General features: G+C 63.0%; 26 protein-coding genes. 18 read left to right on the forward strand and 8 right to left on the reverse strand.

From position 1 onward, the window contains the following. Both HZB86_00095 and HZB86_00100 read left to right on the forward strand, forming a co-directional pair. Positions 1 to 373: glycosyltransferase (locus HZB86_00095; protein ID MBI5903950.1), on the forward strand; the 373-nt coding region annotated here is incomplete at its 5' end. 20 nt (positions 374 to 393) lie between these two features. After that, the gene (locus HZB86_00100) at positions 394 to 1455 is read left to right on the forward strand and encodes a glycosyltransferase family 4 protein (protein MBI5903951.1); all 1062 of its coding nucleotides are present in this window, start codon (positions 394 to 396) and stop codon (positions 1453 to 1455) included. Positions 1456 to 1471: 16 nt separating this feature from the next. Here HZB86_00100 and HZB86_00105 read toward each other — a convergent pair whose 3' ends face one another. Genes HZB86_00105 through HZB86_00120 form a run of 4 tightly spaced genes read right to left on the reverse strand, consistent with a single transcriptional unit; the run spans position 1472 to position 5812 of the window. After that, complete coding sequence (locus HZB86_00105; protein MBI5903952.1) at positions 1472 to 2725, reverse strand: class I SAM-dependent methyltransferase; 1254 nt, start codon at positions 2723 to 2725, stop codon at positions 1472 to 1474. Beyond that, positions 2722 to 3711 carry a GDP-mannose 4,6-dehydratase gene (locus tag HZB86_00110; protein ID MBI5903953.1) on the reverse strand — a complete coding sequence of 330 codons (990 nt, stop codon included), beginning with the start codon at positions 3709 to 3711 and terminating at the stop codon, positions 2722 to 2724. The genes HZB86_00105 and HZB86_00110 overlap by 4 nt, the downstream gene beginning before the upstream one ends. A 51-nt stretch (positions 3712 to 3762) precedes the next feature. Further along, entirely contained in the window at positions 3763 to 4785 is a 1023-nt protein-coding gene (locus tag HZB86_00115) for a glycosyltransferase family 2 protein (protein ID MBI5903954.1), read from the reverse strand. A gap of 10 nt (positions 4786 to 4795) precedes the next feature. Then, entirely contained in the window at positions 4796 to 5812 is a 1017-nt protein-coding gene (locus tag HZB86_00120) for a glycosyltransferase family 2 protein (protein ID MBI5903955.1), read from the reverse strand. Positions 5813 to 5919: 107 nt separating this feature from the next. On the opposite strand from HZB86_00120, the gene HZB86_00125 reads away from it, so the two are divergent. Genes HZB86_00125 through HZB86_00170 form a run of 10 tightly spaced genes read left to right on the forward strand, consistent with a single transcriptional unit; the run spans position 5920 to position 16435 of the window. Beyond that, entirely contained in the window at positions 5920 to 6528 is a 609-nt protein-coding gene (locus HZB86_00125) for a winged helix-turn-helix transcriptional regulator (GenBank protein ID MBI5903956.1), read from the forward strand. Positions 6529 to 6587: 59 nt separating this feature from the next. Then, positions 6588 to 8060: an oligosaccharide flippase family protein gene (locus HZB86_00130; GenBank protein MBI5903957.1), complete on the forward strand. Its 1473-nt coding sequence runs from the start codon at positions 6588 to 6590 to the stop codon at positions 8058 to 8060. Beyond that, positions 8057 to 9415: a radical SAM protein gene (locus tag HZB86_00135; GenBank protein MBI5903958.1), complete on the forward strand. Its 1359-nt coding sequence runs from the start codon at positions 8057 to 8059 to the stop codon at positions 9413 to 9415. The genes HZB86_00130 and HZB86_00135 overlap by 4 nt, the downstream gene beginning before the upstream one ends. Continuing rightward, positions 9412 to 10284, forward strand: a complete 873-nt coding sequence (locus tag HZB86_00140) for a class I SAM-dependent methyltransferase (GenBank protein MBI5903959.1) — start codon at positions 9412 to 9414, stop codon at positions 10282 to 10284. The genes HZB86_00135 and HZB86_00140 overlap by 4 nt, the downstream gene beginning before the upstream one ends. Before the next feature lie 10 nt (positions 10285 to 10294). Then, a complete protein-coding gene (locus HZB86_00145) occupies positions 10295 to 11137 on the forward strand; it encodes a glycosyltransferase family 2 protein (protein MBI5903960.1) in 843 nt (280 codons plus the stop codon). 29 nt (positions 11138 to 11166) lie between these two features. Next, positions 11167 to 11994 (forward strand): class I SAM-dependent methyltransferase, encoded by an 828-nt coding sequence (locus HZB86_00150; GenBank protein ID MBI5903961.1) that lies wholly within the window; start codon positions 11167 to 11169, stop codon positions 11992 to 11994. Continuing rightward, complete coding sequence (locus HZB86_00155) at positions 11987 to 12997, forward strand: glycosyltransferase family 2 protein (protein ID MBI5903962.1); 1011 nt, start codon at positions 11987 to 11989, stop codon at positions 12995 to 12997. The genes HZB86_00150 and HZB86_00155 overlap by 8 nt, the downstream gene beginning before the upstream one ends. A gap of 47 nt (positions 12998 to 13044) precedes the next feature. Continuing rightward, positions 13045 to 13752 carry a class I SAM-dependent methyltransferase gene (locus tag HZB86_00160; GenBank protein ID MBI5903963.1) on the forward strand — a complete coding sequence of 236 codons (708 nt, stop codon included), beginning with the start codon at positions 13045 to 13047 and terminating at the stop codon, positions 13750 to 13752. Positions 13753 to 13784: 32 nt separating this feature from the next. Further along, the gene (locus HZB86_00165; GenBank protein ID MBI5903964.1) at positions 13785 to 14882 is read left to right on the forward strand and encodes a glycosyltransferase; all 1098 of its coding nucleotides are present in this window, start codon (positions 13785 to 13787) and stop codon (positions 14880 to 14882) included. Then, positions 14879 to 16435 (forward strand): B12-binding domain-containing radical SAM protein, encoded by a 1557-nt coding sequence (locus HZB86_00170; GenBank protein ID MBI5903965.1) that lies wholly within the window; start codon positions 14879 to 14881, stop codon positions 16433 to 16435. The genes HZB86_00165 and HZB86_00170 overlap by 4 nt, the downstream gene beginning before the upstream one ends. Positions 16436 to 16473: 38 nt before the next feature. Here the strand turns inward: HZB86_00170 and HZB86_00175 are convergent, their stop codons facing one another. The 4 genes from HZB86_00175 to HZB86_00190 are packed head-to-tail and all read right to left on the reverse strand — an operon-like array spanning position 16474 to position 18654. After that, positions 16474 to 16815 (reverse strand): DUF2304 domain-containing protein, encoded by a 342-nt coding sequence (locus tag HZB86_00175; protein ID MBI5903966.1) that lies wholly within the window; start codon positions 16813 to 16815, stop codon positions 16474 to 16476. Next, positions 16812 to 17492, reverse strand: a complete 681-nt coding sequence (locus HZB86_00180; GenBank protein MBI5903967.1) for a glycosyltransferase family 2 protein — start codon at positions 17490 to 17492, stop codon at positions 16812 to 16814. Before HZB86_00180 ends, HZB86_00175 begins: the two co-directional genes overlap by 4 nt. A 14-nt stretch (positions 17493 to 17506) precedes the next feature. After that, a complete protein-coding gene (locus tag HZB86_00185) occupies positions 17507 to 18079 on the reverse strand; it encodes a TlpA family protein disulfide reductase (protein ID MBI5903968.1) in 573 nt (190 codons plus the stop codon). A 29-nt stretch (positions 18080 to 18108) separates the two neighbouring features. After that, positions 18109 to 18654, reverse strand: a complete 546-nt coding sequence (locus HZB86_00190) for a TlpA family protein disulfide reductase (GenBank protein MBI5903969.1) — start codon at positions 18652 to 18654, stop codon at positions 18109 to 18111. Positions 18655 to 18975: 321 nt separating this feature from the next. On the opposite strand from HZB86_00190, the gene HZB86_00195 reads away from it, so the two are divergent. From HZB86_00195 to HZB86_00220, 6 genes are all read left to right on the forward strand, one after another. Continuing rightward, entirely contained in the window at positions 18976 to 20490 is a 1515-nt protein-coding gene (locus tag HZB86_00195) for a CRTAC1 family protein (GenBank protein ID MBI5903970.1), read from the forward strand. Between the two features lie 99 nt (positions 20491 to 20589). Continuing rightward, positions 20590 to 22005 carry a right-handed parallel beta-helix repeat-containing protein gene (locus HZB86_00200; protein ID MBI5903971.1) on the forward strand — a complete coding sequence of 472 codons (1416 nt, stop codon included), beginning with the start codon at positions 20590 to 20592 and terminating at the stop codon, positions 22003 to 22005. Next, positions 22002 to 22967, forward strand: a complete 966-nt coding sequence (locus HZB86_00205) for a HEAT repeat domain-containing protein (protein ID MBI5903972.1) — start codon at positions 22002 to 22004, stop codon at positions 22965 to 22967. Before HZB86_00200 ends, HZB86_00205 begins: the two co-directional genes overlap by 4 nt. Beyond that, positions 22964 to 23938 (forward strand): permease, encoded by a 975-nt coding sequence (locus HZB86_00210; GenBank protein MBI5903973.1) that lies wholly within the window; start codon positions 22964 to 22966, stop codon positions 23936 to 23938. Before HZB86_00205 ends, HZB86_00210 begins: the two co-directional genes overlap by 4 nt. Next, positions 23926 to 24780 (forward strand): carboxypeptidase regulatory-like domain-containing protein, encoded by an 855-nt coding sequence (locus tag HZB86_00215; protein MBI5903974.1) that lies wholly within the window; start codon positions 23926 to 23928, stop codon positions 24778 to 24780. The genes HZB86_00210 and HZB86_00215 overlap by 13 nt, the downstream gene beginning before the upstream one ends. Then, positions 24777 to 25913, forward strand: coding sequence for a carboxypeptidase regulatory-like domain-containing protein (locus tag HZB86_00220; protein ID MBI5903975.1), 1137 nt, complete (start codon positions 24777 to 24779; stop codon positions 25911 to 25913). The genes HZB86_00215 and HZB86_00220 overlap by 4 nt, the downstream gene beginning before the upstream one ends.

The raw sequence follows: 25913 nt of genomic DNA on the forward strand, positions 1-25913 counted from the left end.
ACTGCTGGGAAAGGTCGAGAACCTTCGTCCGTACTACCACGCGTGCGAGTTCCTGGTCCTGCCGTCGAATTCGGCGCTGGAAGCGTTCGGCATCGTCCAGATCGAGGCGATGGCGCTGGGCAAGCCCGTCGTCAGCAGCGACCTTCCCACCGGCGTAACCTGGGTGAACCGCCACGGCGAGACGGGGCTGACGTTCCCGGTGGGGGACTCCCGGGCGTTTGCGGATGCATGCAACCGGTTGCTGTCGGATACGGGTTACAAGGCCCGGCTCGGGGAACACGCTCGCGCGAGGACCTTGAGGGAGTTTTCCTACACGGCGATGGGGGAAAAGGGGTCCCGATTCTTCGAGCGTCTCTGCGGCGGAGCCGGATGATGGGCATTTATCTCGATGGAATGTTCTACCGTTGCTCGGGGGTGGGGCGGGTCTATGAAAACCTCCTTTCGGGGCTTGCGGAGCAGGGCGGCCTCGGGGAAATCCGCACGGTAGTCCCGATGGCGCATCGGATGAATTTCATCGAACGGTTCGACCACCCGGCGATCCGCCCGGTCTTCGTCGGATACGGCCCGATGGGGATCGGGGACTTCACCCTCAAGTCGTTCGTTCTACGGTCCATGCGGAGGAATGTTCGGCTTTACCTCTTCCCCGGGCACAACGTTCCCCTGTTCGTCCCGGGGGAGTACATCGTCAGCGTGAACGACGTCACGGTGTTCTCCCCGCGTTTCGCGCTTTCGCCATACCGGAAGGCGGGATTCCGGCGGCTGCTCGCCAGGACGGTTCTGCGGGCGCGGGCGATCGTCACGATTTCGGAATCGGTGAAAGGGGAGCTGATGCGGGAGTTCGGGCTGCCCCCGGGGAAGATCCGGGTGATCCACCCGTGGGTCAAGGATGAATTCTTCCAGGCCGCACCGGAGGTCGGCTCCCCCGTTCCCGGGGATTACATCCTCTACCTGGGGCTTCGCATCGCGCACAAGAACGTCGAAGGCGTGATCCGGGCGTTCCTGGAGCTGTCCGGCGACTTTCCGGATCTCAAGCTCGTGATCGCGGGGGGCCGGTACTCGACCCCCGACATGGTGGACCGGTGGAAGGGAGATCCGCGGTTGAAAGGAAGACTGATCGAGATTCTCGACCCGTCGGACGAGGAGATCGCGCGGCTCTTCTCGAGGGCTAAGGCGTTCGTGTTCCCTTCCTACGCGGAAGGGTTCGGGCTCCCCCCGCTGGAGGCCATGGCATCCGGCGTGCCGGTGGTATGCTCCGATATCCCGGTGTTCCGCGAAGTGTACGGGGACGCCGTGGGCTTTGTGGATCCGGACCGGCCCGGGTCGATCGCCGACGGAGTCCGGAAGGTGCTCCTCGAACCGGAGTACGCCGCCCGGCAGGCGGAAAAGGGAAGGAACCGCGCCGGAATCTACCGGCGGGACCGTTTCCTGCGGGAGTACCTGGAACTTCTCGCGTGAACGTTTCCCCGCGGCGTCAGATCAACGTGAAGTGCGGCATCGGGACGATGAACTTCCCGCCCGCCAGAAGGTACGCCTTCTCCCGCAACTGGAACTCCTCCAGGAAGTGCCAGGGCAGGACGAGGAAGTAATCCGGCCGTGCGGCCCGGGCGTCCTCCTCGGAAACGATCGGGATGCGCGTGCCGACCGTCACCTTGCCCCACTTGTCCGCGTTCCGCTCCGCCGCGGCGGTGATCAGGGTGTGGTCCAGCCCGAAGTACTGCAGGAGGGTGTTCCCCTTGGTCGAGGCGCCGTAGACGTACACTTTCTTTCCCTTGCCCACCTGTTCCTTGATGAACCCCACCACGTCCTCCCGGATCCGGTTCACCCAGACGGCGAACTCCCTGTAGACGTCGATGTCCTCGAGCCCCAGCCTCGCTTCCTGGTCCCGGAGCGCCTGGACCCGCTCCCGTGCGAGTTCCCTGTAGGTCGCGTCCGCGAACCGGTTCGGGTCCGCGTTCCGGCTCCGGATGTACGTCCGGATGCTCCCCCCGTTGATGTCGTTCAGTTCCACGTCCACCACCTCGAATCCGTGGAGGTTCAGCAGGTATTCGAACGAGGTGAGGGAGTAGTACTCGAGGTGCTCGTGGCAGATGTTCCCGAATTCGTTGGTCTTCAGCATGAGCGGAAGGTAGCTCATCTGGACGATCCATAGCCCCTGCGGGTCCATCACGGTTTTTACGTCCGAGACGAACCGGTTGGGATCCTCCAGGTCGTAGAACATGGCGATGCTGGTGACGATCTTCGGGCGGCGCCCGGCCGGTTCCGGGTCCTTCGCGAACGTCTCCGAGTCGAAGAATCCGACCACCAGCCGGTCGGCGATCTTCCGGGAGATTACCGCGAGGTTCTCCGCCGGGTCGAAACCGATCTTCCGGATGCCGCCGGTCCGGTAGGAGGCGAGGAGCGTGCCGTCGTTGCATCCGATGTCGACGACCGAATCCCCCTCCTTCAGGCGGATGAGGGTCTCCGCCTTGTTTGCGATGTCGGCGAGGGCGTTCCTCATGGTCTGGTTCGTCCCGGACCGGTACCAGTAGTTCCGGTACATCGTCTCCGCCGGCACGGTGTGCTTCAGTTGAAGGAGCCGGCACCGACGGCAGATGACCAGCTCCAGGGGGGCTTTCGTGCCGTCGGATTCCCCCGGGGAGATGAAGTCCGAAACGTAGTGCGCGCCGAGATCCAGGACGGGCTCCAGCGAGCTGTCGCAGACGCGGCAGGTGGTCCTCGTGATCATGTTTTGCTCCTTATATCGTCCAGATCCGCGTCCACCATCATCCGAACCAGCTCCCGGAAGGTGACCGTCGGTTTCCAGCCGAGGACGCGGACCGCCTTTTCGGGGTTCCCCACGAGCTGCGCGGTTTCCGGCGGGCGGAAAACTTTCCCGTCCTGGACGACGTGTTCGCGGTAGTCGAGCCCGACGTGCGAAAACGCCTCCTCGCACAGGTCACGGACGGAGTGCGTAACGCCGGTCGCGAGCACATAGTCGTCGGGCCGATCCTGCCGCAGCATGAGCCACATGGCCCGCACGTAATCCCCCGCGAAACCCCAGTCCCGCCTCGCATCGAGGTTCCCGAGCCGCAACTCCTTCTCCATGCCCAGCCGGATCATCGCGGCGGCGCGGGTGATCTTCCTCGTCACGAATTCCGCACTGCGCCGGGGGCTCTCGTGGTTGAAAAGAATCCCGGAGCACGCGTACAGCCCGTGATTCTCCCGGTACGTCATCGTCATCAGGTGGCCGTACACCTTCGAAACCCCGTACGGATTCCGCGGGTGGAAAGGGGTCGTCTCCGATTGCGGGATTTCCGCGGGTTTCCCGAACATCTCGCTGCTCGAAGCCTGGAAATACCTGGCGGAAGGCGCGATCTTGCGGATCGCCTCCAGGATCCGGGTGACGCCCATCGCCAGCACCATCGTGGCCAGGATCGGTTGGTGGAACGACGCGGCCAGGACCGAGTTGGCCGCGAAGTTGTACACTTCGTCGGGGCGGTGATCGCGGAAGATCGTTTCGAGGCGGTCCTGGTCCAGCAGGTCGTCCTGCACGATCACGATCCTGTCGAGAAGGTGTCGGACCCTGTCGATATTGACCGGATCGTTGTCCGGCACCGTCCCCACCACGCGGTACCCCTTGGAAAGGAGCAACTCGGACAGATACGACCCGTCCTGGCCGCCGATACCGGTGATCAGCGCGGTGCGTGAATCATCCTGCGCAGGTTTTCCCATTCCGTCCATTTCCGCCCCGCGTCCCGCTCCGTCCTGCGCCCAGGGGGCCGTCTATCCCGCGATCCTCTTCCGGGGGCCGATGAGGCTGAACCGGCTGTTCGAGAGGTTGAAGCGGGGTATCCTGTTGTTTCCGTAAAGGAAAACACAATACAACAAGGCGAGGGCGTTTACCAGATGTCCCGGGGCTGCGGCGACCAGCCACGCAACGGTTTTCACCCCCGCGCTCGCCGTCTTCGGCGCGATCCAGCGCCGGTACTCCTCCATGGAATAGGACCCCATGGCCCTGTGGGTCAGAAGTGCCTTCATGTACTTCCACGGCTCCCGGGCGCAGACCTTCTCCTTGGCCTCGTCGGAGAAACCCGGGAAAGACCAGACGAGCCCGGGCCATTTGAACATCCAGATTTCGAAACTGCGGGCGGCCCAGGAGACGTTGGCGTTCCGCACGGAGACGAGAGGGCGGGAAACCACGAGCACGTCCCCGGGGATGCGCTCCTGGAAGATCACGCCGACGTGGACGAATAGAGAACCGTAGTACGGCGACCGGTCCCTGGAGAGCCAGAGGTCCCTCCGGATGACGACGGAGGGGATGAAGGACAGGTGGTTCGCCACGTCCGTGAAGAAACGGCTCGCATCCGACGGGCGGTACACACGATTCCCGCGGAAGGGGAGCCTGCTCTCCCCCAGGACCTTCCGAAGATCGGAATCCCGGTCCTCCGCGTTCGCGACGATCAGGTCGTATCCTTTCCGGCAATATTCCAGGACCTCGGCGACCGCCCCCGGGGCGAGGATGTCGTCATCCGACATCATCCAGCAATACGCTCCGCTCGCCAGTTCGACGGTCCGATCGTAGTCACGGTCCACTCCCCGGTTGTCGTCCTGGCGGAAATAGCGGAGGCGGGGGAAACGCCGGGCGAATCCGTCGACGACCTCGCCGGTGCCATCGGTCGAGGCCGCGTCCAGCACGACGATTTCCACTTCGCCGGTGGCCTGCGAGATCAGGTTTTCGAGCGTGACGCCGATGAATGCCGCCCGGTCCCGGGTCGTGATGCAGAAGGAGAGCGTGATGTCGCTCATGCGCGCACGATCACCGGGAGCACAGGGCCCTGATGGATTTGTACACCTTTTCCGCAGGCGCCAGCAGGAGCGGCGGGGCCGCCTTGAAGAGAAGGATCCGGGCCTTGTCGAGGAGGATGTCGTCCCGGTAGAGCTTTTCCACGAGCCGCGCGAGGAGCGGCATCCCCTCCGGTTTCCCTTCCTCGTGCGTCTTCAGCTTGATGAAGAGGAGGTTCCGCAACGGGTATTCGTTTCGCAAGACCCTCCGGATGTGGAACGCCTCGGCGCTCCGCTCGCCGAAGAAGTTTTCCGCAAGCCGATGGTAGCCGTCGATCGCGATGCCGACGCGGCGGGCGATTCCGCCTCCGGAAAACGAATCGTTGTCGTCGCGCTTGAGGAGGTAGCTGCCCGACAGGTATCTGACCTTCAGGCCGGCGGGGATCAGGCGGAACAGCCTCGCCACGTGGTCCCAGCAGCTGCCCACGAACGCATCGTCCACCTCGGCGGAGTCCCACTTCTCCTTCCGGATGACGAGGGAGCTCATGAAACTGAAGAACGCGGTGGTGGTCAGGCCGCGCTCGAAGAACGCTTTGCGATCCCCGGGGTTTCCCAGGTCGTACACGCTTCCGTCCGGCGCGTCGAGGATCGGATGCGCCATGCGGGGGCGCATCCCGAAGTCGCAGAGCGTGAATCCGCACAGGTAGAGGTCCATTCCCAGCCGGATCTCTTCCAGGACCCGATTCAGCGCCCCTTTCGCCATCCAGTCGTCGGCGCTGAACAGCCAAACGTAGTCCCCCCTTGCCAGCTCCACGGCCTTCGCCATGTCCCGGTCGATGCCGCCCTTCCGCGGCAACCGGTGGTATTCGAGGAGGGGATACCGCTCCTGGCGCTTCCGGACGACTTCTTCCGTGTCGTCCGTCGAGGCCCCGTCCACGACGAGAACCTCCACCTCTTCGTCGACCTGGGGAAGGATGCTGTCCAGGGTCTCCCCGATGAACTTGCCGAAGTTGTACGTCGGGATGCTGATGGAGAGGCGTGGAGTCGTCATATCCGTCATGAAAGATACAGCAATTCCGTGCTGTTCATCAACCGGGGGGGCGCGGCGCAACGGTTTCCCGCTTGACAGGAATTATCCGGGCATGCCATGTTCATATTGTGAACACGAACCGGAGCCCATCATCCCAGGATCATTTCCGCTCCCTTCAGATCCTGGATGAACTGGCGAAAAACGACAACGTCACCCAGCGGGATTTGAGCAACCGGCTGGGGATCGCCCTCGGTCTAGTGAACTCCTACGTCAAGAATCTCGTCGCCAAGGGCTATATCACCGTGAAGGCGATACCTCCGAAACGGTACGGGTACTACCTGACGCCGAAAGGCTTCGTGGAGAAGACGCGACTCGCCTGCGACCTGCTTCAGGATTATACGCGCATCTACCGGGAGGCGAAGAGCAATTACCGGACGATATTCCACACTCTCGAAAACGCCGGGGCGACGCGAATCATCTTCGCCGGTGTCGACGAGGTGGCGGAGTTCGCGTTCATCACGATGCGGGAGACCGGGCTTCACCTTGTCGGAATGGCCGACACGGAACGCGTCGGTGAAAAATTCTTCGAATTCGTCATCCGGCCGCTTCCTGCGATCAGGACGCTGCCGTACGACCGCATCCTGGTGACCTCCTATTCGAGGAGAAAACAGCTCTTCGAACTTCTCCTGGCGTCCGGAGTCCGGGAGGAGAAAATCGTCATGTCGTTCCCTCTTTGAGGTTATCGCCGCAAAGGCCAAAGATGACGGACCCACGGATGGACAGCCCGGATCCCCGCATGCCCGACGAGGGCTTTTCCGTGCTGAAGAGGAAATCGCTCGCCGGAATCGGCACGCTGCTGAAACGGCAGATCTTCGTTACGGGCATCGCGTTCGTCGGGAATATCGCGCTGGCCCGGATTCTCGTGCCCCGGATGTTCGGGATATACGCGATCGTCGCCTTCGTCGTGCAGTTCTTCTCCGTCTTCAGCGACGTCGGCGTCGGCGCCGCGCTCATCCAGAAGAAGGATGAGCTGACCGATGAGGAAACATCCACGCTCTTCTGGTTCCAGCAGATTCTCGCGCTCGCCGTGGTCATCGCGACGTTTGTTTCCTCTCCGCTGGTGATCCGCATCTACCCATCGCTCCCGGAATCCGGGGCATGGCTTGTTCGAGGCATGGCGGTGACCTTCCTTCTTGCCTCGTTCAGGACCGTCCCCACCATTCTCATGGAGCGGAGCATGGATTTTCGAAGAATCGCCACCGTCGACATCGCCGAAGTCGCCGTGTTCCAGGTGACCGCCATATCGCTTGCGATTGCGGGATTCGGAGTATGGAGTTTCATCATCGCCGCCCTGTTCCGCGGTCTCTCCGGAATGCTCCTCGTCTACGCGCTGTACCCCTGGCGGCCGTCCATGTCTTTTCGTCCGGGCGCGGTCAAGGATCTGATCCGGTTCGGCATTCCGTATCAGGGGAGCGCGATCCTGTCCTTCCTGAAGGATGCGGTCACTCCGCTTTTCGTAGGCGCGTACGTCGGTGCGGCGGGTGTCGGGTATGTCAACTGGGCACGGGAATTCGCCTTTGCCCCCCTGGTCCTTTCACAAAGCTTCGGCAAAGTGGCTTTCCCGGCTTTTTCCCGCCTGCAGCACGAACGCGACCTGCTCAAGGAGGCCATCGAGCGCTCCCTCCGCATGATGACCCTGATCATGATCCCGATCACGGCGATTCTCATGGCGCTCGCGCCGGGCATCATCAAGACGGTATTCACGGACAAGTGGATGCCGGCCATCAACGCCTTTTACTTCTACTGCACCTCTCCCTTTGTCATCGGCATCATGCTGCCGCTGTACAGCGGGATCCTGGCTCTCGGGAAGTCCGGGATCCTGATGAAGATGGCCATCCTGCTGCTTTGCCTGGAATGGGGTCTCGGGGTTCCCTTCGTGCTTGCATTCGGATTCAACGGCATGGCGTTCAACCAACCGATCATCGCGATGGTCTTCCTTTTCGTATACAAGCGGGTGCTCGCCGGGGAAGGCATCCGGGTCGAAATTCTGAAAAACGTGTGGAATCCGATCGTTGCCTCCTGCATCGTCGGGGTCGCCGTGAAATTCGGCTCCGGCCTGCTGACCGTCAGCCTGCCGAACATCGGGATACTGTTCGGGCTGGGAGGGTCGCTCTTCCTGGCGCTCCAATACACGTTCAGGAAAGAGGTCATTCTGGAGTTCCACGCATACACCACCGAAATATTCGGTTATTCCCGGGGAAAAGCATGAAGCGGGTGCTTCTGGTAAATCCTCATGAAACCAGGCAATCGGGCTTCACGAATCCGCCGATCGGACTTCTGTACCTTGCCGGGACGCTCCTTGAAAACGGTATCGACGTCCGGGTCGTGGACGGTTGCCTGGAAGGGAAGCAGGCCATACGGCGGGCGTTGGAGGAGTACGCGCCTACCCATGTGGGGATCACGGCGCTGACGCCGGGGCGTTTGCGTGCCGTGGAGATCGCCGATATGGCGAAGAACGTCGATCCCGCGATTACGGTCGTATTGGGAGGGGTACACCCCACGATCATGCATCGGCAGATGATGGAGCACTATCCGGCCATCGACTTCATCGTTCTGGGCGAAGGGGAAAGGACATGTCTTGAGATCGTGCAGGGGGTCGATCCCTCGAACATACCGGGGATCGTCCATCGGAACGGGGACATCGTCGTGAAGACCCCCCCGCGGGAGATCCGCGCCGATCTCGACGACATCGCCTTTCCCGCGTGGCATCTCGTCGACCTCCGGAGATACCCTGCCATCGGCAGAGGGACCGCGAACGGAGTGAAACTCCATGCGGAGCCGAGGATATCCATCGTGTTTTCGCGCGGTTGCAGCGGTCATTGCGATTTCTGCAGCACCTGGTGGATATGGAGGAAATGGCGTCATCGTTCGGCGGGCAACATGGTGAGGGAGATCGAGCTGCTGTATCACCGGTTCGGCGTACGGCACTTCTGTTTCGCCGATGACGCCATGACCGTCGACCGGGAAGCGACTATCGAATTGTGCGATCTGATACTCGAGAAGGGACTGAAGATCGCGTTCCATGTGACCACGAGGACGGACTGCGTCGATTCGGAAATGCTGCGCAAGCTGAAGATCGCCGGATGCTACAAGATCGCTTTCGGAATCGAAACGGCATCCCCCCGGCTGTTGGACAAAATGGGAAAAGCGAATGACGTGGAGACCTCGGAGAAGGCCATCCGCCTGGCAAAGGAGGCCGGAATCGCAGTGACGGCCCTCATGATCGTGGGGAATGTGGGGGAAACATGGGACACCATCCGGCAAAGCGAGGAGTTCCTGAAGAGGACCAAACCGGACGAGGTGGGATGCGCCGGAGGGCTGTGGATTTTTCCCGGCACGAAGTTGTATCGAAATTCAAGAACACAAGGTTTCATAGACGATGACTTCTGGCTTACGGATAACCCGTACAAGATATACACGATGGAGCACAGCCTCGAAGAGCTTTCAAGGATGGAACAGCGGCTATACGATTTCAACAGGAAGCACGGGTTGGCGGGAGTCGGCCAGTCGATCCGGAGCACGGTCGGCCGCTTCCTCCATGAAAGATTGGGGTTCATGGGATGACCTGTCCCGTGTGCAAGGGGGAATCCTTCTCCCTCTGGGCGAAAGCCGGGCCGTATACCATCGAGACGTGCGTTGCGTGCGGTCTCGGGATCACCTCGCCCTTTCCATCGGCCGGCGCCATTGCCGGGACGAACGAGGAGATCTACACGGTTGAAAACAGGATCAAGGCCTATCTGTCCAGGGTCGACGATTTCAAAAAGAGATACAGGAGATACCTCTCGAACATAAAACGTTTTCAAGAGGGGGGGAAGCTTCTCGATATCGGATGCAATATCGGCCTGTTTCTTACGGTCGCGCGCGAAGAAGGGTTTTCCGTCGCGGGTGTGGAATTGAACCGGGCGTGTGCCGATTATGCAAGGAACACCTTCGGGCTCGAGGTGTTTTCCGACGTTGTCGAAAAAGTCGGGTTCGCGAGCCACGGTTTCGATGTCGTGACCCTCTTCGACGTTCTCGAGCACGTGCCCGACATCGAAACGTTCCTTTCCGAAGTGAGGAGGATCCTCAAGCCCGGGGGCCTTCTCGTCGTCCAGTCGCCGAATCTCCACAGCCTCATGGCGTCGCTCACGAAGGGGGAATGGGTCTGGCTCAGCCCCCCGGACCACATCTACCACTTCACGCCGTCGACGCTCTCACGGCTCCTCGAGGCGAACGGCTTTGCGGTCAGGAAGCTGAGGACGTGGGAACCGGCGAAGGAGTTCGCCGACAACGTGATCGTGGCGCGCGTCGCCCATCCTTTCCTCCGGCGCCTCCTGCTGGCCGCCAACGACCTGACGCGGGCCCCGGCGCTGCCGCTGGCGGTCCTGCGAAGGATCCGGCGGGGCTCCCGCAGCGGCGCCCTGGTCGAGGTCTATGCCGCGAGGACTCCATAGGGGGCGAACCATGCCGACGATTTCCGCCATGATCCTTGCCCGGAACGAGGAGCGCAACCTCCGCAACTGCCTGGAGACGGTCCGGTGGTGCGACGAGATCGTCGTCGTAGACATGGACAGCAGCGATGCCACGGCGAAGATCGCCAGGGAGTTCACGGACAAGGTCTTTTTCCACGAACAGGTGCCGGCCTTCGATACGGCGAAGAAATTCGGCGTCGAAAAAACGACCGGCGAGTGGATACTCCTCGTCGACGCGGATGAAATGATCCAGCGCCACCTTGCCGGGCGCCTTCGGGCCGAGTCGGAGAAAAATACGGCGGACATCGTCGAGATTCCGTTCAAGCACTACATTCTGGGAGACTGGGTCCGGCACGCCGGCTGGGGTTATACCCCCCTTCCCCGGTTCTTCCGAAGAGGGAAGGTTCACTTCACGGGAACGATCCACGGTTACATGCACAAGACGGAAGGAGCGAGGGTCCTTCGACTCGAATCCCGCGAAGAGAATTGCGTTTACCATTTCAACTACGTCGACAGCGCCCATTTCGTGGAGAAACTGAACCGGTACACCACGGTGGAGGCGGAGCATCTGCACGAGCGCAAGGCCCGCTTTTCGTACCGGAAACTCCTGCAGGCGGCATTGGGCGAGTTCTATGGCAGGTATGTCGCGGGAAGAGGATACAAGGAGGGAGTTCGCGGATTCTCCCTTTCCGTGATGATGGCGTTCTATCGCGCTCTTACCCATATAAAGCTATGGGAAAAGGCGGAGTACGGGAATGAGCCGGTAGCCGCGAGGTATGAGAAGATCCGGGACGGACTGTTATCGGAATGGCGGAAGGGCGGACCGGGCGCATGAAATGCTTCCTGTGCGCCGAATCGAACGCCTTGCCGTATATGACCGCCGGCGTCCACGTGCTGGAGCGGTGCTCCGGCTGCGGCCTGGTGTACGTGGCGAACTTTTCCCCGGACGGCGTATCGTACAGGGGCGACGACTACTTTGTCCGGAAAAACGAGTACGTCCGGCATTGGGAGGAGTTCTGCGTCCATTTCGAGCGACTCCTCGACAAGATAGAACGCTTCAAACCGCAAGGTGTTCTGCTGGACGTGGGCGCAGGCGTGGGAATTCTCCTTCATGTCGCGGGACGACGCGGGTTCATCACCCGGGGAGTGGAAGTGTCGGAATGGGCCTCCGCCTACGCGAGGGACGAGAGGAAGCTCGACGTTGTCGCGGGGACACTCGAGGAGGCCGCATTTCCCGATTCGCATTTCGACGTGATCGTCATCAACCACGTTCTCGAGCACGTCCCCGACCCGCTTTCCCTTCTTCGGGAAGCGCGGCGGATCCTGAAGGACGACGGAGTGATCGTTGCGGGCGTTCCCAACATCGGGAGCATCATGGCCGGCATCCTGCGGGAGAGGTGGCCATCGTTGCGGCCGGAAGAGCACATCTGGCATTTCAGCCCGATCACGCTTCGGCGGCTGATACGGAAAGCCGGTTTCCGGGAAGTCCACTTCGAAGCGCGCGACAATCACGTCGCGAGCGGGTGGGGACCGAAGGCGGTCGCAAGGCGCGTCATAAACGGCGCCTCGGTCCTCGCGGACCGCTCCGAGGCCATGCTCATCATCGCGATGAAACAGCTTTCTCCGGGCGTTCCGGGGAACGGGATGCGCCGCCAACAATGCGGTTGCCCGCGGGACAGCGTCGATGGATAAGGTGTACATCGTCATCGTCAACTGGAACGGATGGAAGGACACGATAGAGTGCCTGGAAAGCGTATTCCGGAACGACTATGCGCCTTATCAAGTTGTCGTGTGCGACAACGGATCCGACGATGATTCCCTGGAAAAGATAAGGAGCTGGGCGACGGGGAAACTGCTGAACGAGGTCCCGCCCGGGAATCCCCTGTATTCACTGTCGTTCCCTCCGGTTCCGAAGCCGATTCCCTTCGTCGAGCGCGGCCGCAACGATCCCGATGCGGTTTGCCCCGCAAACCGAAGCGACGCGAAACTCGTACTCATCGACAACGGGTCGAACCTCGGTTTCGCCGGGGGGAACAACGTCGGCATCCGGTACGCGATGGAGCGGGATGATTTCAGCCACGTGTGGCTGCTGAACAACGATGTGGTCGTAAAGCCGGACGCGCTTTTCCACCTGGTCCGGAGAATGAAGGAGAAAAAGGACGCGGGCATGTGCGGGTCGACCATCCCTTACTACGCCGCTCCGGATACCGTCTGGACGCTCGGAGGCGGCATCTATAACAAATGGCTTTCGAGATCCCGCAGCATAGCGAATATGGAACCGGTGCGCGGTGCGGCGTCCAGATTCGACGTGGAAGGATCTATGGATTATCTTGCGGGCGCGTCCATGCTGGTTTCACGCGCCTTTTTGCGGGAGGTGGGCCTGCTGAACGAAGAATATTTCCTGTACTTCGAGGAACCGGATTGGGCATTGCGGGGGAAAGGGAAATTTTCTCTCGCTTACGCGCCGGATAGCGTCGTGTATCATAAAGTCGGCGCGAGCACAAATCTGATGAATGAGCCGGGCAGATCCGACAAATCCTTGAAGTTCCACGCGATGAAAAGCCAGTTGCTGTTTACGCGCAACTTCTTCCCTTTCTGTATTCCATTGGTCCTTGCCCGGTTCGTCGCCGATTTCTTCATTGAATCCCTGTATGACATCGCGTCGAGAAGGAAAACAAAGGCCGGATCGGCATGACGTACGGAGTAAACCTTATTCCATAAAGCAGAGGAAATGTGATGTCGGTGGAAATTCTGAAATCGAGACTGGACAATGCGGTTTCAAGGCGAGAGATGCATTCCCTCGGGATAGATTTCACCGCTCCGACCTGGAAACGCATCGCGCGGAAATACGGTTTGTTGGATGGCGTCAACGTCGGCGAATCCTCCAAGAGCTGGGACGTTCTGAGGACGGTCAAATTCGTCAGGGACCGGCTGTCGCCGGATGCGCCCATTCTCGATATCGGAGCATACGCCTCGGAAGTCGTCTGCTCGCTCCATCGTCTCGGTTATGCGAATCTGACGGGAATCGATTTGAATCCGAACATCGTGAAAATGCCCTATGCCGACAAGGTACGGTACGTCACCGGAGATTTCCTGCACATGCCGTTCGAGGAATCCTCATTCGAAGCCGTCACCGCGATTTCCGTCATAGAGCACGGTTTCCGGGACGAACCGCTGCTTGAAGAGCTGAAACGGGTCATCAAGCCGGGAGGCTATTTCATGGCGTCCGTCGATTATTGGCCGGAAAAGATAGACACGGAAGGAATCCGCGCATTCGGGATGGAGTGGAAAATATTCTCGAAAAGCGAATTGACCCGATTCATCGACCTTTCGGGGAAATACGGATTTTCGCCGGTCGGGGAACTGGATTTCACCGCATCCGAGCCGACCGTTCGCTGGAACGGGGAGAGATACACTTTTGCATGGCTGGCCATCCGGAAAATTCGATGACGACCGTCCTGAACATTGCGGGATGATCGAGAATGAAAGTCCTGCTGGTCTGCGGATCGTTCCCGCCGATGCGCTGCGGCGTGGGGGATTACACCTCCATGCTGGCCGATGCGCTTGGCCGGAAGGCGGGAGTCGACGTGGCGGTCCTCACCAGCAAGGGGGCGGCGCCTCCGCGTCCCGATGTGCCGTACCGGTTGCTGGCCTTGGAGGAAGGTTGGCGGTTCCCGGATCTCCCCGATACCGTGCGGGCCGTTCGCGAATGGTCCCCGGACGTCGTTCATTTCCAGTACCCGGCCAAGGGGTATGGCCCCCTCCAGTGGGTTCTCCCCTCCCTGTTTCGCGCCATGGGCTACCCCGTCTATCTCACCCTTCATGAATATTTCGGCGAACGGGACAAGGGGACCCGCCTGTCCGCGGCCCTCAATCTTCCCAACATCGTCGCGGCCCGCGGAATCGTGGTCACGCGCGAGGATTACGCGTCCCTGATCCCCCCTTCGTATGCCCGGGTCATGCGGAGAAGGCAAGTGAAGCACATCCCGATCGGCGCAAACGTCCATACCCGCGTCGTGGACGAGGCGGAACGGAAAGCCGTCCGGAACCGCTTCGCTCCTTCCCCATCCTCCCTGGTTTCCTATTTCGGCTTCGTCTCCCCAAACAAGGGTGTGGACGACATCTTCCGTATCGCCGATCCGGAGCGTCACCATATCGTCCTCATCGCCGAACTGGATCCGGCAGACCCTTTGCACGCGAGGATACTGTCCCTGGCCGACACGCCTCCCTGGAAGGGACGGGTATCGGTGACGGGGTTCCTGCCCGCGGACGAAGTCGCACGGATCCTCGCCTGCTCCGACTCGGTGCTCCTCCCGTTCCGAAACGGCTCCAGCCTCGGCAACGGGACGCTCCATGCGGCACTCTCCCAGGGAACGTTCACGCTTTCGACATCCCTCACGCGGAGGGGCTACGACACCGCATGGAACGCCTATTTCGCCGCTCCCGGCGATATCCGCGACCTTTCCGACGCGCTCCTCCGCTACTCGGGGAGGCGCGTCCCGCGCCCTTCCGACTTCGTGGACAGGGAGTGGGACCGGATCGCGGAGGACCACGAACGCTTCTACCGGCGAACCGGATGAAGACCGTCCTGATCCGGCCCCCCGCGACGTATCCGAGAGGGGCCGTCTCTCCTTCCGCCAACACGCCGGTCGGACTTCTCTGGATCGCGGCCGTGCTGGAAGAGCACGGTTTCCCGGTGGCGGTGATCGACGGGATGATCGATCCCGACCGCCCCGCTCGTCCGGTGGAAGGCGGAGGGCTCCATTTCGGGATGGGGTGGGAGGAGATGGCCCGCCGGGTGACGGCGGAAAAACCCCGGGTGGTCGGGATCAGCGCCCCGTTCTCCGCCCAGTTCGCCAACTCGCTCCGATGCGCGGCGCTCGTGAAGGACTTGTTTCCCGAGGCGCTCGTGGTCATGGGGGGGAACCACCCCACGATCCGCCCCGGGGACTGCTTCTCCGGCACAGGCGCAATCGACCTCGTCTGCCTCGGGGAAGGCGAGGAGGTCATGCTGGAGATCGTCCGAAGGAGGGCGCGCGGGGAATCCACGGACGATATCCCCGGAACGGCCATCCGCGACGGGAATTCCTTCCGGCGGAACGGATCGGGGCAGCCCATCGCGGATCTGGACTCCCTCCCGCTACCCGCCTACCACCTGATCGAACTGGAATGCTACTTCCGGCTCCACCGGCAGGGGTATACCGACAGGACCGCATACCGCTACCCGGGATCGGAGCGGACGGTGTCGGTCGTCACCAGCCGGGGCTGTCCGTTCGACTGCGTCTTCTGCTCGATCCACCTCCACATGGGAAGGAAGTGGCGCTCCCACTCGGCGGATTACGTCCGAAGGCATATCGACTTGCTGGCATCCAGGTACGGGGTCCGCCACATCCATTTCGAGGACGACAACATTTCCGCCAGTCCGGTCCGGTTCCGGCGAATCCTCGAGGATCTGAAGGGAGGGCATCCCGGGATCACATGGGATACGCCCAACGGGATCCGGGTCGACACCCTTGACGAGGGAATCGTCGGGCTGTGCAAGGAAAGCGGGTGCACGTATCTCATATTCGGCGTGGAATCCGGGTGCCAACGGGTCCTGGACGAGGTCGTCGGGAAGCGGTTGAACCTCGCTGCCGTCACCGAGGCGGCCCGGTGGTGCGGCAAGGCGGAACTGAACGCGATGGCGTTCTACGTGATCGGTTTTCCGGGAGAGTCGATCGACGAAATGAGAGCCACCGCGGACTTCGCGATGGGGCTGATGCGCTCGTACGACGTCCAGCCGTTCCTGTTCGTCGCCACTCCTCTGCCGGGTACCCGGCTGGAGAAGATCTGCCTGGACCGCGGTTTCCTCCGAAGACCTCTAGAACCCGAAGAGCTGGCCCGGATGACGCAGGGAAACCTGTGCGTGGAAACGGACGAGTTCACCTTCGGCGACGTGTCCCGAATCGCAAGGGAACTGACCCGGGAAGTCGGGCGCACCTTCAAATGGAACGCCGCGAGGTTCTTCCTCCGGCATCCCGGAGCCTTTCCGCGCTTCCTCCGGGAAGCGGCCTGGCTTTCCCGGCAGTTGCCGCGGATGGAATCCGCCCACCGCATTCTGGAGTTCAAGATGTGCCTGATCCGGACGACTTGACGCGCCCGGGAGCGGTATTCCGGTTCGCCGGGCGGGAGCTACGGGTCTCCTCCCAGACGGCTCTTCAGCATCGCCAGCTCCTGCGCCATCTTCTTGTTCATCTGGTGGAGTTTCGAGATGGCGATCGAGAAGTGGATGAGGATCAGCAGGATGAACAGGATGCCCACGAGGAACAGGAAGGAGGGCGGGTAGGCGATGCCCGCCATGCGGGCGAGACGGTCCAGCCAGTCCTGTTTCACCGACAGGACCAGGATCAGTGCGCTGCCGAAAAGCCAGAGGATCGAATACTCCTCGCGCAGGCGGCGGCGGCGCACCATCTCCAGGATGTAGATGAGGAGGGTGGCGGAGGCGGCGATGGAGATCACCGTTACCCGGCTCATCCGAATCTCCGGAGGCGGTTGATGAGGAAAGAGAGCGTCACCTTCACCATATAGTACACCGCCCGGAACGGTGTGATCGACGATTTTCCCTCCGCCCGGGCGTGCATCCGGACGGGGACCTCCACGGCGGTCGCTCCCAGCCGGTGCATCAGGATGTAGGAGTCGACCTCGGGGTAGTCGGAAGGGTAGTGGTCGGAGTAGAACTCGATCAGCCGGCGGTTGATGGCGAAGAAGCCCGATGTCGGGTCCGTGACGCGGTACCCGGTGAAGAGGTTGACGAGCCACCGGAAGTGGCGGATCCCGAAGATCCGCGGAATGGATGCCCGGTACCGGGTCTCCCCCAGGAATCGCGAGCCGATGGAGGCGTCGGCTTCCCCCCGGAGAATCGGCTCGAGGACTTTTCCGATATCCTCGACCTCGTGCTGTCCGTCTCCGTCGATCCGGGCGACGGCTTCGTACCCGTGTTCTCTCGCGTATCGGAAAGCGGTCTGGACCGCGCCTCCGATTCCCAGGTTGCACGGGAGGTCGAGGACGGTAGCCCCCGCGTCGAGGGCCGCCTTGCCCGTGTCGTCGGTCGATCCGTCGTTCACGACAACGATGTGGTGGGGGTACCGGTCCCGGATGGCCCGGACCAACCCCCCGATGACCTTCTCTTCCTGGTAGGCGGGGACGACGATGAGGACGCGCGGGGCTACTTGACCACCTTCCCGATCTCGGCCTTCAGTTGCTCGCCCGTCACCGCCCCCACCGCGCTGAAGGTGATCATCCCCTTCTTGTCGATGAGGAAGATGGCCGGCGTGCCGGCGACGCCGTAAGGATCGGCCACCTGGAAGGCGTCTCCGGACAGCTCGTCGAAGACGATTCGGAAGCCGACCTTCTCGTTGACGACGAACTTGTCGATCGCCTTCTTCATCTCGCGGCCGTCGAGGTTCACGCCGATGACCTGGAGCCCCTTCCCCTTGAAGTCCTTGGTCATCTGGTTGATCATCGGCATCTCTTCCCGGCACGGGCCGCAGAAGAACGACCAGAAGAAGAGGAGCACCGCGTCCTTGTCGCAGCACGACGCCAGGTGGAACTCCTTCCCCGCCAGGTCCTGGACCTTGAAGTCGGGCGCCTTCGCGCCCGCCTTCAGCGTCTCGATCCCCTTTACGGTCGGGATCTTCGAATAGGAGCCGCCCTTGCTCTCCTGGGAGAAGGCCGGGACCGCGGCGAAGGCGACCCCCGCGCAAACGGCGACGACGGAGAAGAGGATCCGTTTCCTCATGGTCTGCTCCTTGGCCCGCACCCCGCAGGCTACTTCTTCAGTTCCCGGACCGCCTGGATCACGATGTTCCGGATCTGCTTCTCGTCCCCCGGCTTGTACCCGACGTGGTAGTAGCGGATCCTTCCGGAGGCGTCGATCAGCAGGGTGGTCGGCAGCACCATCGCGTTGAACGACGTCGCGATCTGCCGGTTCTTGTCGATGATGACCGGGAAGGTGATCTTGGTCTCCATCCCCTGCATGAACTTCACCACGCGGTGCGTCCCGAACGAGTCGAGGTTGACGCCGATCACGAGCAATCCCTTGTCCTTGAACTCGTTGTGGATCTCGGTGAGGCGCGGCATCTCCTCGATGCACGACGCGCAGTAGATCGACCAGAAGTCCAGCATCACGACCTTCTTCCCCTTCAGTTGCCGGAAGTCGATCGGCTGGTTCTCGATGGTCTGCCCGGAAAACAACGGCGCCGGGTCGCCTTCCTTGATCCCCCCGCCCCCTGAAAAGAACGCCCCCGCCGGGGCGGCGAAGGCAAGCGACGCCGCCACGGCAACAACCACCAGGATCGGGGATCTGCGGTTCATGAACGGAATTCCTCCCGAAATGATTTCTGAATATATACCACACCCCTGCACCGGATTGAAACAGCAATCGCCCCCGTCGCCTCTTGGGGACGATCTCCTTGACGGTTTATTCAGCCTTGCTGTAACATATCGGCGGATCGAAGGTATTCCTTAGTGCAACGCGGGGGGTTTCCCCAATCATTCCGTGGAGGTTTGCGATGAAGAAGATCCGTTTCGCCCTTCCGAAGATCGTCGGTTCCTCGAGCGTTCACCCCTGCTGAGCGGGCGGTTCGCGCAGTTACGCCGGCACCACAGTTCCCAGATACGCCCAAGGAGATGAATATGCGTCTCCCGCATCGCGGTTGGTGCATCCCGGTCGTCTGTTCCACGCTCGCCCTGTTCCTTTCCGTCCCCGCCCTCTCCGATCCGTTCCTGGACATCACGGTCCCCTCCGGGATCGCCCTGAACGGGAGAAACAAGGGAGTCGCAATAGCGGACGTGGACGGGGACGGCTACCTCGACATGTTCATATCCAACAAGGGGGGGCCGAGCCACCTCTACCTCAACAACGGCAACGGGACGTACCGCGACGTCACGGAAGAGGCGGGGCTCGACGAGACCGGATACGCCATGGGCTCGACGTTCGGCGACGTGAACAACGACGGCAAGCCGGACCTCTACGTCGCGAAGGGCGGGCGGTACGAGATCGAGTCGAACCGGCTCTATCTGAACGCGGGCACTCCCGGGCGTCCGAAGTTCATCGACGTGACGGAGTCCGCCGGGGTGGGGATCAAGACCTTCACCTACGGCGCCACCATGTTCGACTACGACAAGGACGGCCGGCTCGACATCTACTGCTCCAACTACGGCGTCGGGCAGCGCAACGTCCTGTTCCGGAACGCGACCGCCGGCCCGAGGCCGGAGGATGTGAAGTTCGTCGAGGCGACGGACGAGGCGGGCGTCGGATCGAACACCTGGGCGTGGAGCTCGGTGGCGTTCGACTACGACGGCGACGGATGGGACGACGTCTACGTCTCCAACGGCCAGTACCCCGGCATCGGGAAGAACGTTCTCTACAGGAACCTGGGGAACGGGAAGTTCAAGGATGTCACCGACGAGGCGGGCGTCCCCAACGACGCGTGGACCCTCGGCACCGGAGTGGGCGACATCAATAACTCCGGTTTCCTGAGCCTGTACGTGTCGAACTACGTGGGCGGGAACAAGCTCTACCTGAACCTCGGAAACGGCAGGTTCAAGGACATCACGAAGTCGTCCGGCACCGACCACAACGGGTGGGGGAAGGGGACCGGCTTCGCCGACACCGACCACGACGGGTTCCAGGACATCTACGAGGGTGACTGCAAATTCTCGAACCAGTTCTACCACAACAACGGAAACCTCACGTTCACCGACATCGTGGAGAAGTACCCCTCCATGAAGCTCGAGACGATCCGGACCAAGGGGGTCGCCTTCTTCGACCAGGACAACGACGGCGACATGGACCTGCTCGTCGCCAACTGGGAGGTGGGTCCGCGAGTCTACCGGAACGACCAGAACGACGGAAGCTGGATCAAGGTGAAGGCGGTGGGAACGACCTGGAACGACTCCTCCCGGAAATTCCGGACCAGCCGGGATGCCGTGGGCGCCAAGATCCGGTTGTACCGGGACGGCAAGATGATCGCGTTCCGCCAGGTGCTGACCTCCAACGGGTTCTGCTCCTGTCCGCCGCTCGAGGTCCACTTCGGAGCCGATGCCCGGTACCGGTACGACATCGAGGTCGACTTCCCGAGCGGGATCAAGGTGGTCCGCAAGAACGTGTCCGCGGGGGCGGCGTACACCATCCCGGAAGCGGAGTAGTCCGCTTCCGATCGCTCTTCGACGCCCCGCCGCGCGGTCCGGAGTGCGGCGGGGTTTTTTCTTTCCGCGCCCGGGGGGCGCATCCCAGCAGGAGTGACGATGAAGGGCCGATTCCTGTTTTTTCTCCTGTCAGGTTTCATCTGCTGTTCGGAGGCGGTCGCCGCCCCCGTCGAATGGACCCGCGCGTCGATCGACGACGTCGTCTCGTGGTCCGGCGACATTCTGCTCACGCAGAGCGTCGTCGTTTCCCCGAACGGGAGACTCCGGATCCTTCCGGGAACGAGGATCCGCGTCGCCGCCGGGAAAGGGATCTCGCTCTCCGCGTCGGGTGGACTTTCGATCGAAGGAAGCGGAGGCGATGGAACGGTTCTCTTCCTCCCGGAGAAACCCGGGGGGGCGCGGGACCAGTGGGAGGGGATTCGCCTGGTCGGCGGCGAAAGGGAGCCGGCATCGCTTACCGGTTTCCGGATCGAAGGCGCCCGGGAAGGAGTGTCCGTCTCCGAGGGCGAGGCCAGGATCCGGGACGCGGTGTTCATCGGGTGCGAAACCGGAGTCCGCGGGAACCAGAAATCCCGGGTCGTCGTCGACAACTGCCTGTTCGACGGGAACGGGGACGGGGCGGTCGTCTCCCTCGGAGGGGACGGGGTATTCCGGCGCTCCCGCTTCGCGAACATCCAGGGGAACGGGATCGTGGCCGACAAGGGGGCCTCGTTCCGCGTCACCGCCTGCGTCTTCGATCGGGGGAAGACCGGTATCTTCTCGCTGACCAACGCCCCCTGCCGGGTGGAGAGAAGCGTCTTCGCATCGCTGGAGGTCGGGGTTGTCGCCCGCCAGATGGGGAAGGACTCGACCGTCTCCCGCGCCGAATTCCGGAACAACGCCACCGGGGTTCTCGCCGTCCAGTTTTCGTCCGTGGAAGTTTCCGATTCGACGTTCCGGGAGAACAGGACGGGGGTGGACGCGAAGGAGTTCTCCTCGCCGACCGTCCGCAACAATCGGTTCGAGGCGAACCAGGCCGCCGTCAACCTGTTCCGGAAATCGCACGCCGTTGTCGAGAAGAACGTCTTCTTCCACAACCGGGACGCCGTGGTCGTCAACTACTCCTCCTACCCGCGGATTTCCGGAAACAACTTCGACCGGAACGACATGAGCGTGCGGCTGGAAAAGTTCCAGTCCGGGGATTGGGAGGAGCGCTCGGGTTCGAGGGAGATCAGCGGCGGGGAGGCGAGGCAACGGGGCTCTCAGTTCGCGGCGATCGCCGGGATGCAGGGGAAGTTCCCCAAACGGGTTTTCGCGCGCGGGAACCACTGGGGGCCCGACCCGGAAAGAAATCCGGAGAAGGGAACCCTCGGGAAGATCCGCGACGGGAAGAAGTACGGGCCGGTGCGGTACGAGGGTTTCGGGGACGGCGAGTACTCGATCGACGTTGTGGATTTCTCGGAGGAGCTCCCTTCCCCGGCGCCGGACGCCGGGCCGCGGGTGGACGGTTCCGCCGTGCCTTCGGAGGCGAAATGATGCATCGCAGAGCGTTCTTCCTGGCCTTCGCCTTTCTGATGTTCGGATGCGCTTCCGCCCCCCCGGCGGAACGGGGTGCGGAATCCCCGGGTTCGATCCACACGGTCTTCCCGGGGACCCCGCCCGGACCCGCGTTGCTGCGCGCGATGGAGGAGGCGAAGACGGGGGGACCGGATAAGGTCCGTGCCCTGCTGCCGTTCTTCGACACGGAAGACAACGAGCGCCTCGTTCGATTTGTCGTGACGCTCAAGGAGAAGGCCGTGCCGCCGCTGATCGCGTCGCTCGACGACCCGTCCCCGAGGATCGTCGAGGTCGCGGCCGGGTTGCTGGGGGAACTCCGCGCGAAAGAGGCGGTGCCCCGTCTGACGGAGTTTCTCCAAAGCGATCGCCCGCTCCGGTACGTGGCGGCATGGTCGCTCGGCGAAATCAAGTCTCCGGAGTCGATCCCCGTCCTGGTGCGCGCGTTGAGCGATACCAACGAGAACGTCGCAAAAGCGGCGACCCGCGCTCTCATCAACCTGGGCAGGAAGTCCACGCCGGCGATCGTCGCGGCGCTTCCGGTCTCGTCGGGCAGGCCGAGAAAGGCGATGCTTCGGGCGCTGGAGGACATCGAGGACACCCGGGCGGAGGGAGTCGTTCTGGATGTCCTAGAGAACGAGAAGGACCCGGTCGTGCAGGCCGCCGCCGCCCGGGCGCTTTCGAAGTGCGGCACGGCGAAGGCGTTCGCACCCCTCGAGCGGTGGCTTCTGTCGGGGGATGTCGGCGTCCGCGTCGAGTGCGCCTGGTCGCTCGGGATCCTGATCGCGAAACCGGCGGAAGGGGCGCTCCGGAAGACGCTGGAACACCCCGATCCGAACGTGCGCGAATGGTCGGCCCGCGCGCTCGAGAACATCACCGGGGAGCGCGTCATGTACCGCAGCGCGGGCGGGAAGATGGCGCTTCCGTATAATCTTTACCGTTGACCTCCCTGGCGGCGGACGCGAAGGTAGTCTTCTCCCTGTTCCTCGAGCAGTCGAGGGACCTGTGGCCGTTCTATCTCGGCGGGGTGTTCTTCGCGTCCTTCATCAAGACGTTCAAGTGGGACCGGCGCGTGCGGGCCTCGCTCGTCCGGTGCGACCGCGCCGCCATTTTCGTGGCGGTCGGGGCGGGACTCATCTCCCCGCTCTGCTCCTGCGGAATCCTGCCGGTGGTGATCGCCCTCTCGGCCGCGGGTGTTCCTCTCCCCCCCGTGCTCGCGCTGCTCATCACTTCTCCGCTCATGAGTCCGGACGCGTTCCTGATCACCGTCGGACAGCTCGGGTGGACGTGGGCGCTCTGGAAGCTCGCGGCGGCGGCGCTGATCGGGCTGGCGGGAGGTTTCGGCGCGTTGTGGCTCGTCCGGAAGGGCGCTCTGGACGGGAGCGGTTTCCAGGCGGAAAAAATGTACGATTCGCCGGGCAACGTCCGTCCCGGGTTCGAGGACATCGTCAACGCGGGCTGCTTCGCCCACGCGGGGGCGGAGGGGGGCATCGTCGATCGCGCCGGCCGTCTCCGTTTCTTCGGCGACCGATTCCGGGACATGGCGATCCTCGTCGGGAAGTTTCTTGTTCCCGCGCTCCTGCTGCAGGCCGTCATGACGTACTACCTGCCCGTGAACGTCGTCGAGCCGCTGCTCGGAAGGGAGTCGGCGCTCTCCGTGCTCTTCGCGGCGCTCATCGCGGTCCCCATGCCTCTTCCCCAGGTGGCGGCACCGGCGCTGATCAAGTCGCTGCTCGCGGCGGGGATGAGTCCCGGGGCGGGAATGGCGATCCTGATCGGGGGGCCGGTGACGAGCATCCCGGCCCTGTCGGCACTTGCGGGCGTCTACGACCGGAGGGCGTTCGCGCTGTACGTGGGGTTGGGGGTCGCCGCTGCGGTCGCGGCGGGTGTCCTGTTCCAGGCGTGGTACGGGTGATGCGGGTCCGTGGAATCTCCATCGACGACAGGAGGGTGTTCACCATGAACGAGGACCGGACCGATTCTTCCATGGGTTCCGTCGGCCGCCTTGCGAAAGCGGCGCGTTGGTTCCTTCCGATCGCGATCGCGCTGGCGTTGGCGGGCTGCGCGGGGGCAGGGGGAGGGAAGGCGGGAAGTTCCTCCCGCACCGGGGTGGCGGGCGTGATCTGCTCCCCGGCCGAAGGGGTTTACGTCTACGTCTACAAGAAGGGGGCCGACCCGTACGGCCCCGCCGACGTGATCCTTCCCGCTCCCACGTTCGCCGACGGAGCCTATTCCGTTGAGCTTCCTCCCGGGGAGTACACCCTCGTCGCCAGGCGTCGGTCGAACCAGGACAGCGCGGGACCCCTCTCGGCCGGAGACCAGCGGAGCGATCCCGTTGACGTCACGGTCGCCGCCGAAAGGGTCGCGCGCAGCAACCTGGTGCTGAACGTCAAGGAGGACTCGGAACTCCGGTCGTTCGTTCCCCCGAAGGAGTGGTCGACGATCATCGCGGGGACGGTGAAGGACGCGGACGGCAAGCCGCTCGCGGGCGCCAGGGTCCACGTCTACACGTATGTCCAGATGTCCGAGCGGCCGAAATACGTCAGCGAGCGCACGGGACCCGACGGCAGGTACGCGGTCTTCCTCCCGAAGGGGGGGACGTATTACCTTGCGGCACGGGACCGTTTCGGCGGACCGCCGAGGATCGGGGACCTCTACGGAAGGTTCGACGAGGGGTCGATCAACCCGATGGGAGTCGTGGTACGGGACGGCGAGAAGCGGGAGGGGATCGACATATCCGTGTTCCGGGTCTGGTGAGATCGTCGGCCGATTCCGCCCGGCGGCGAATCCTCCTTCCGGTCGCGGGATTCCTGATCCTTGCGCTCGGGTCGTGTTCGCACGCGCAGCGGAAGGGTGGTCCGGATGCCGGGGGAGCCGGTGCGCCATCGGTCCGGACGGTCGTGCACGTCCGTGTGACCTGGCGCGAGGATCCGCTTCCGGATGCCCGGGTCGGGCTTCTCCGTTCGATCGGTGGAACCGCCGTCGCGATCGCACGTACGGACGCGGAGGGGCGCGCGGCGTTCGACCTGTCCCCGGGCCGGTATTTCCTCGTCGCCGAGTGGCGAAGGGACTCCGATTACGGAAGACCGATCTCCGCCGGGGACCGGTACGCGTATTTCGGCGGGAACCCCGTGTTCGTCGGCGGGGCGGGGGAGTCCCGGGAGATCTTCGTCGGGACCGAGGAGTTCGCCGCACCTCCCGGCCAGGACGGGGAACCGGCCGGAGGGACGGGAGTCGCCGGAAGGGTGACCTCCGGGGGAGCCCCGGTGGAGGGCGCGCACGTGTTCGCCTATCTCCGGACCGACTCCGCCTTCCGGGACCTCGGGTTCGCGGCCTCCGCGCCCACCGCGTCGGACGGCTCCTTCGTCATGGAACTGCCCCCCGGGGAGTATCATGTCCTCGTCCGGAAACGTTCCGGCGGCGGTGTCGCCGGCCCGATGCGGAAGGGCGACCTGTTCGGCTACTATCCCGCCAACCCCGTATCCGTCCGTTCCGGCGGGTTCGCCAGGGTCTCGATTCCCGCCACCCTGCTGAAACTCCGCAACGTTCCGACGTACTCGCGGGATGCGCGGGCGACGGCGTCCGTCGAGGGGAGGATCCTCGGGGCCGACGGAAAGCCGCGGGCGGGCGTGTACGCCGCGCTCTACGACAACCCCGACCTTCTCAATCGCCCGGTGCTCCTGTCCGACGTGACCGGGGCGGACGGACGGTACCGTCTTCCCGTGCCCGTTCCGGGGAAATATTTCCTCGGGGCGAGGAGCGGATACGGCGGATCGCCGTCCCCCGGGGACTATTACGGAAGGTTCGAGGGGAACGCGGACCACTCCGTTACGCTTCGGGAGGGCGACCGTCTCACCGGGGTGGACATCACCGTGAACGAGGTCTGGTGA

The sequence above is a fragment of the Deltaproteobacteria bacterium genome (genome assembly GCA_016234845.1).
Lineage (GTDB): Bacteria > Desulfobacterota > Deferrimicrobia > Deferrimicrobiales > Deferrimicrobiaceae > JACRNP01.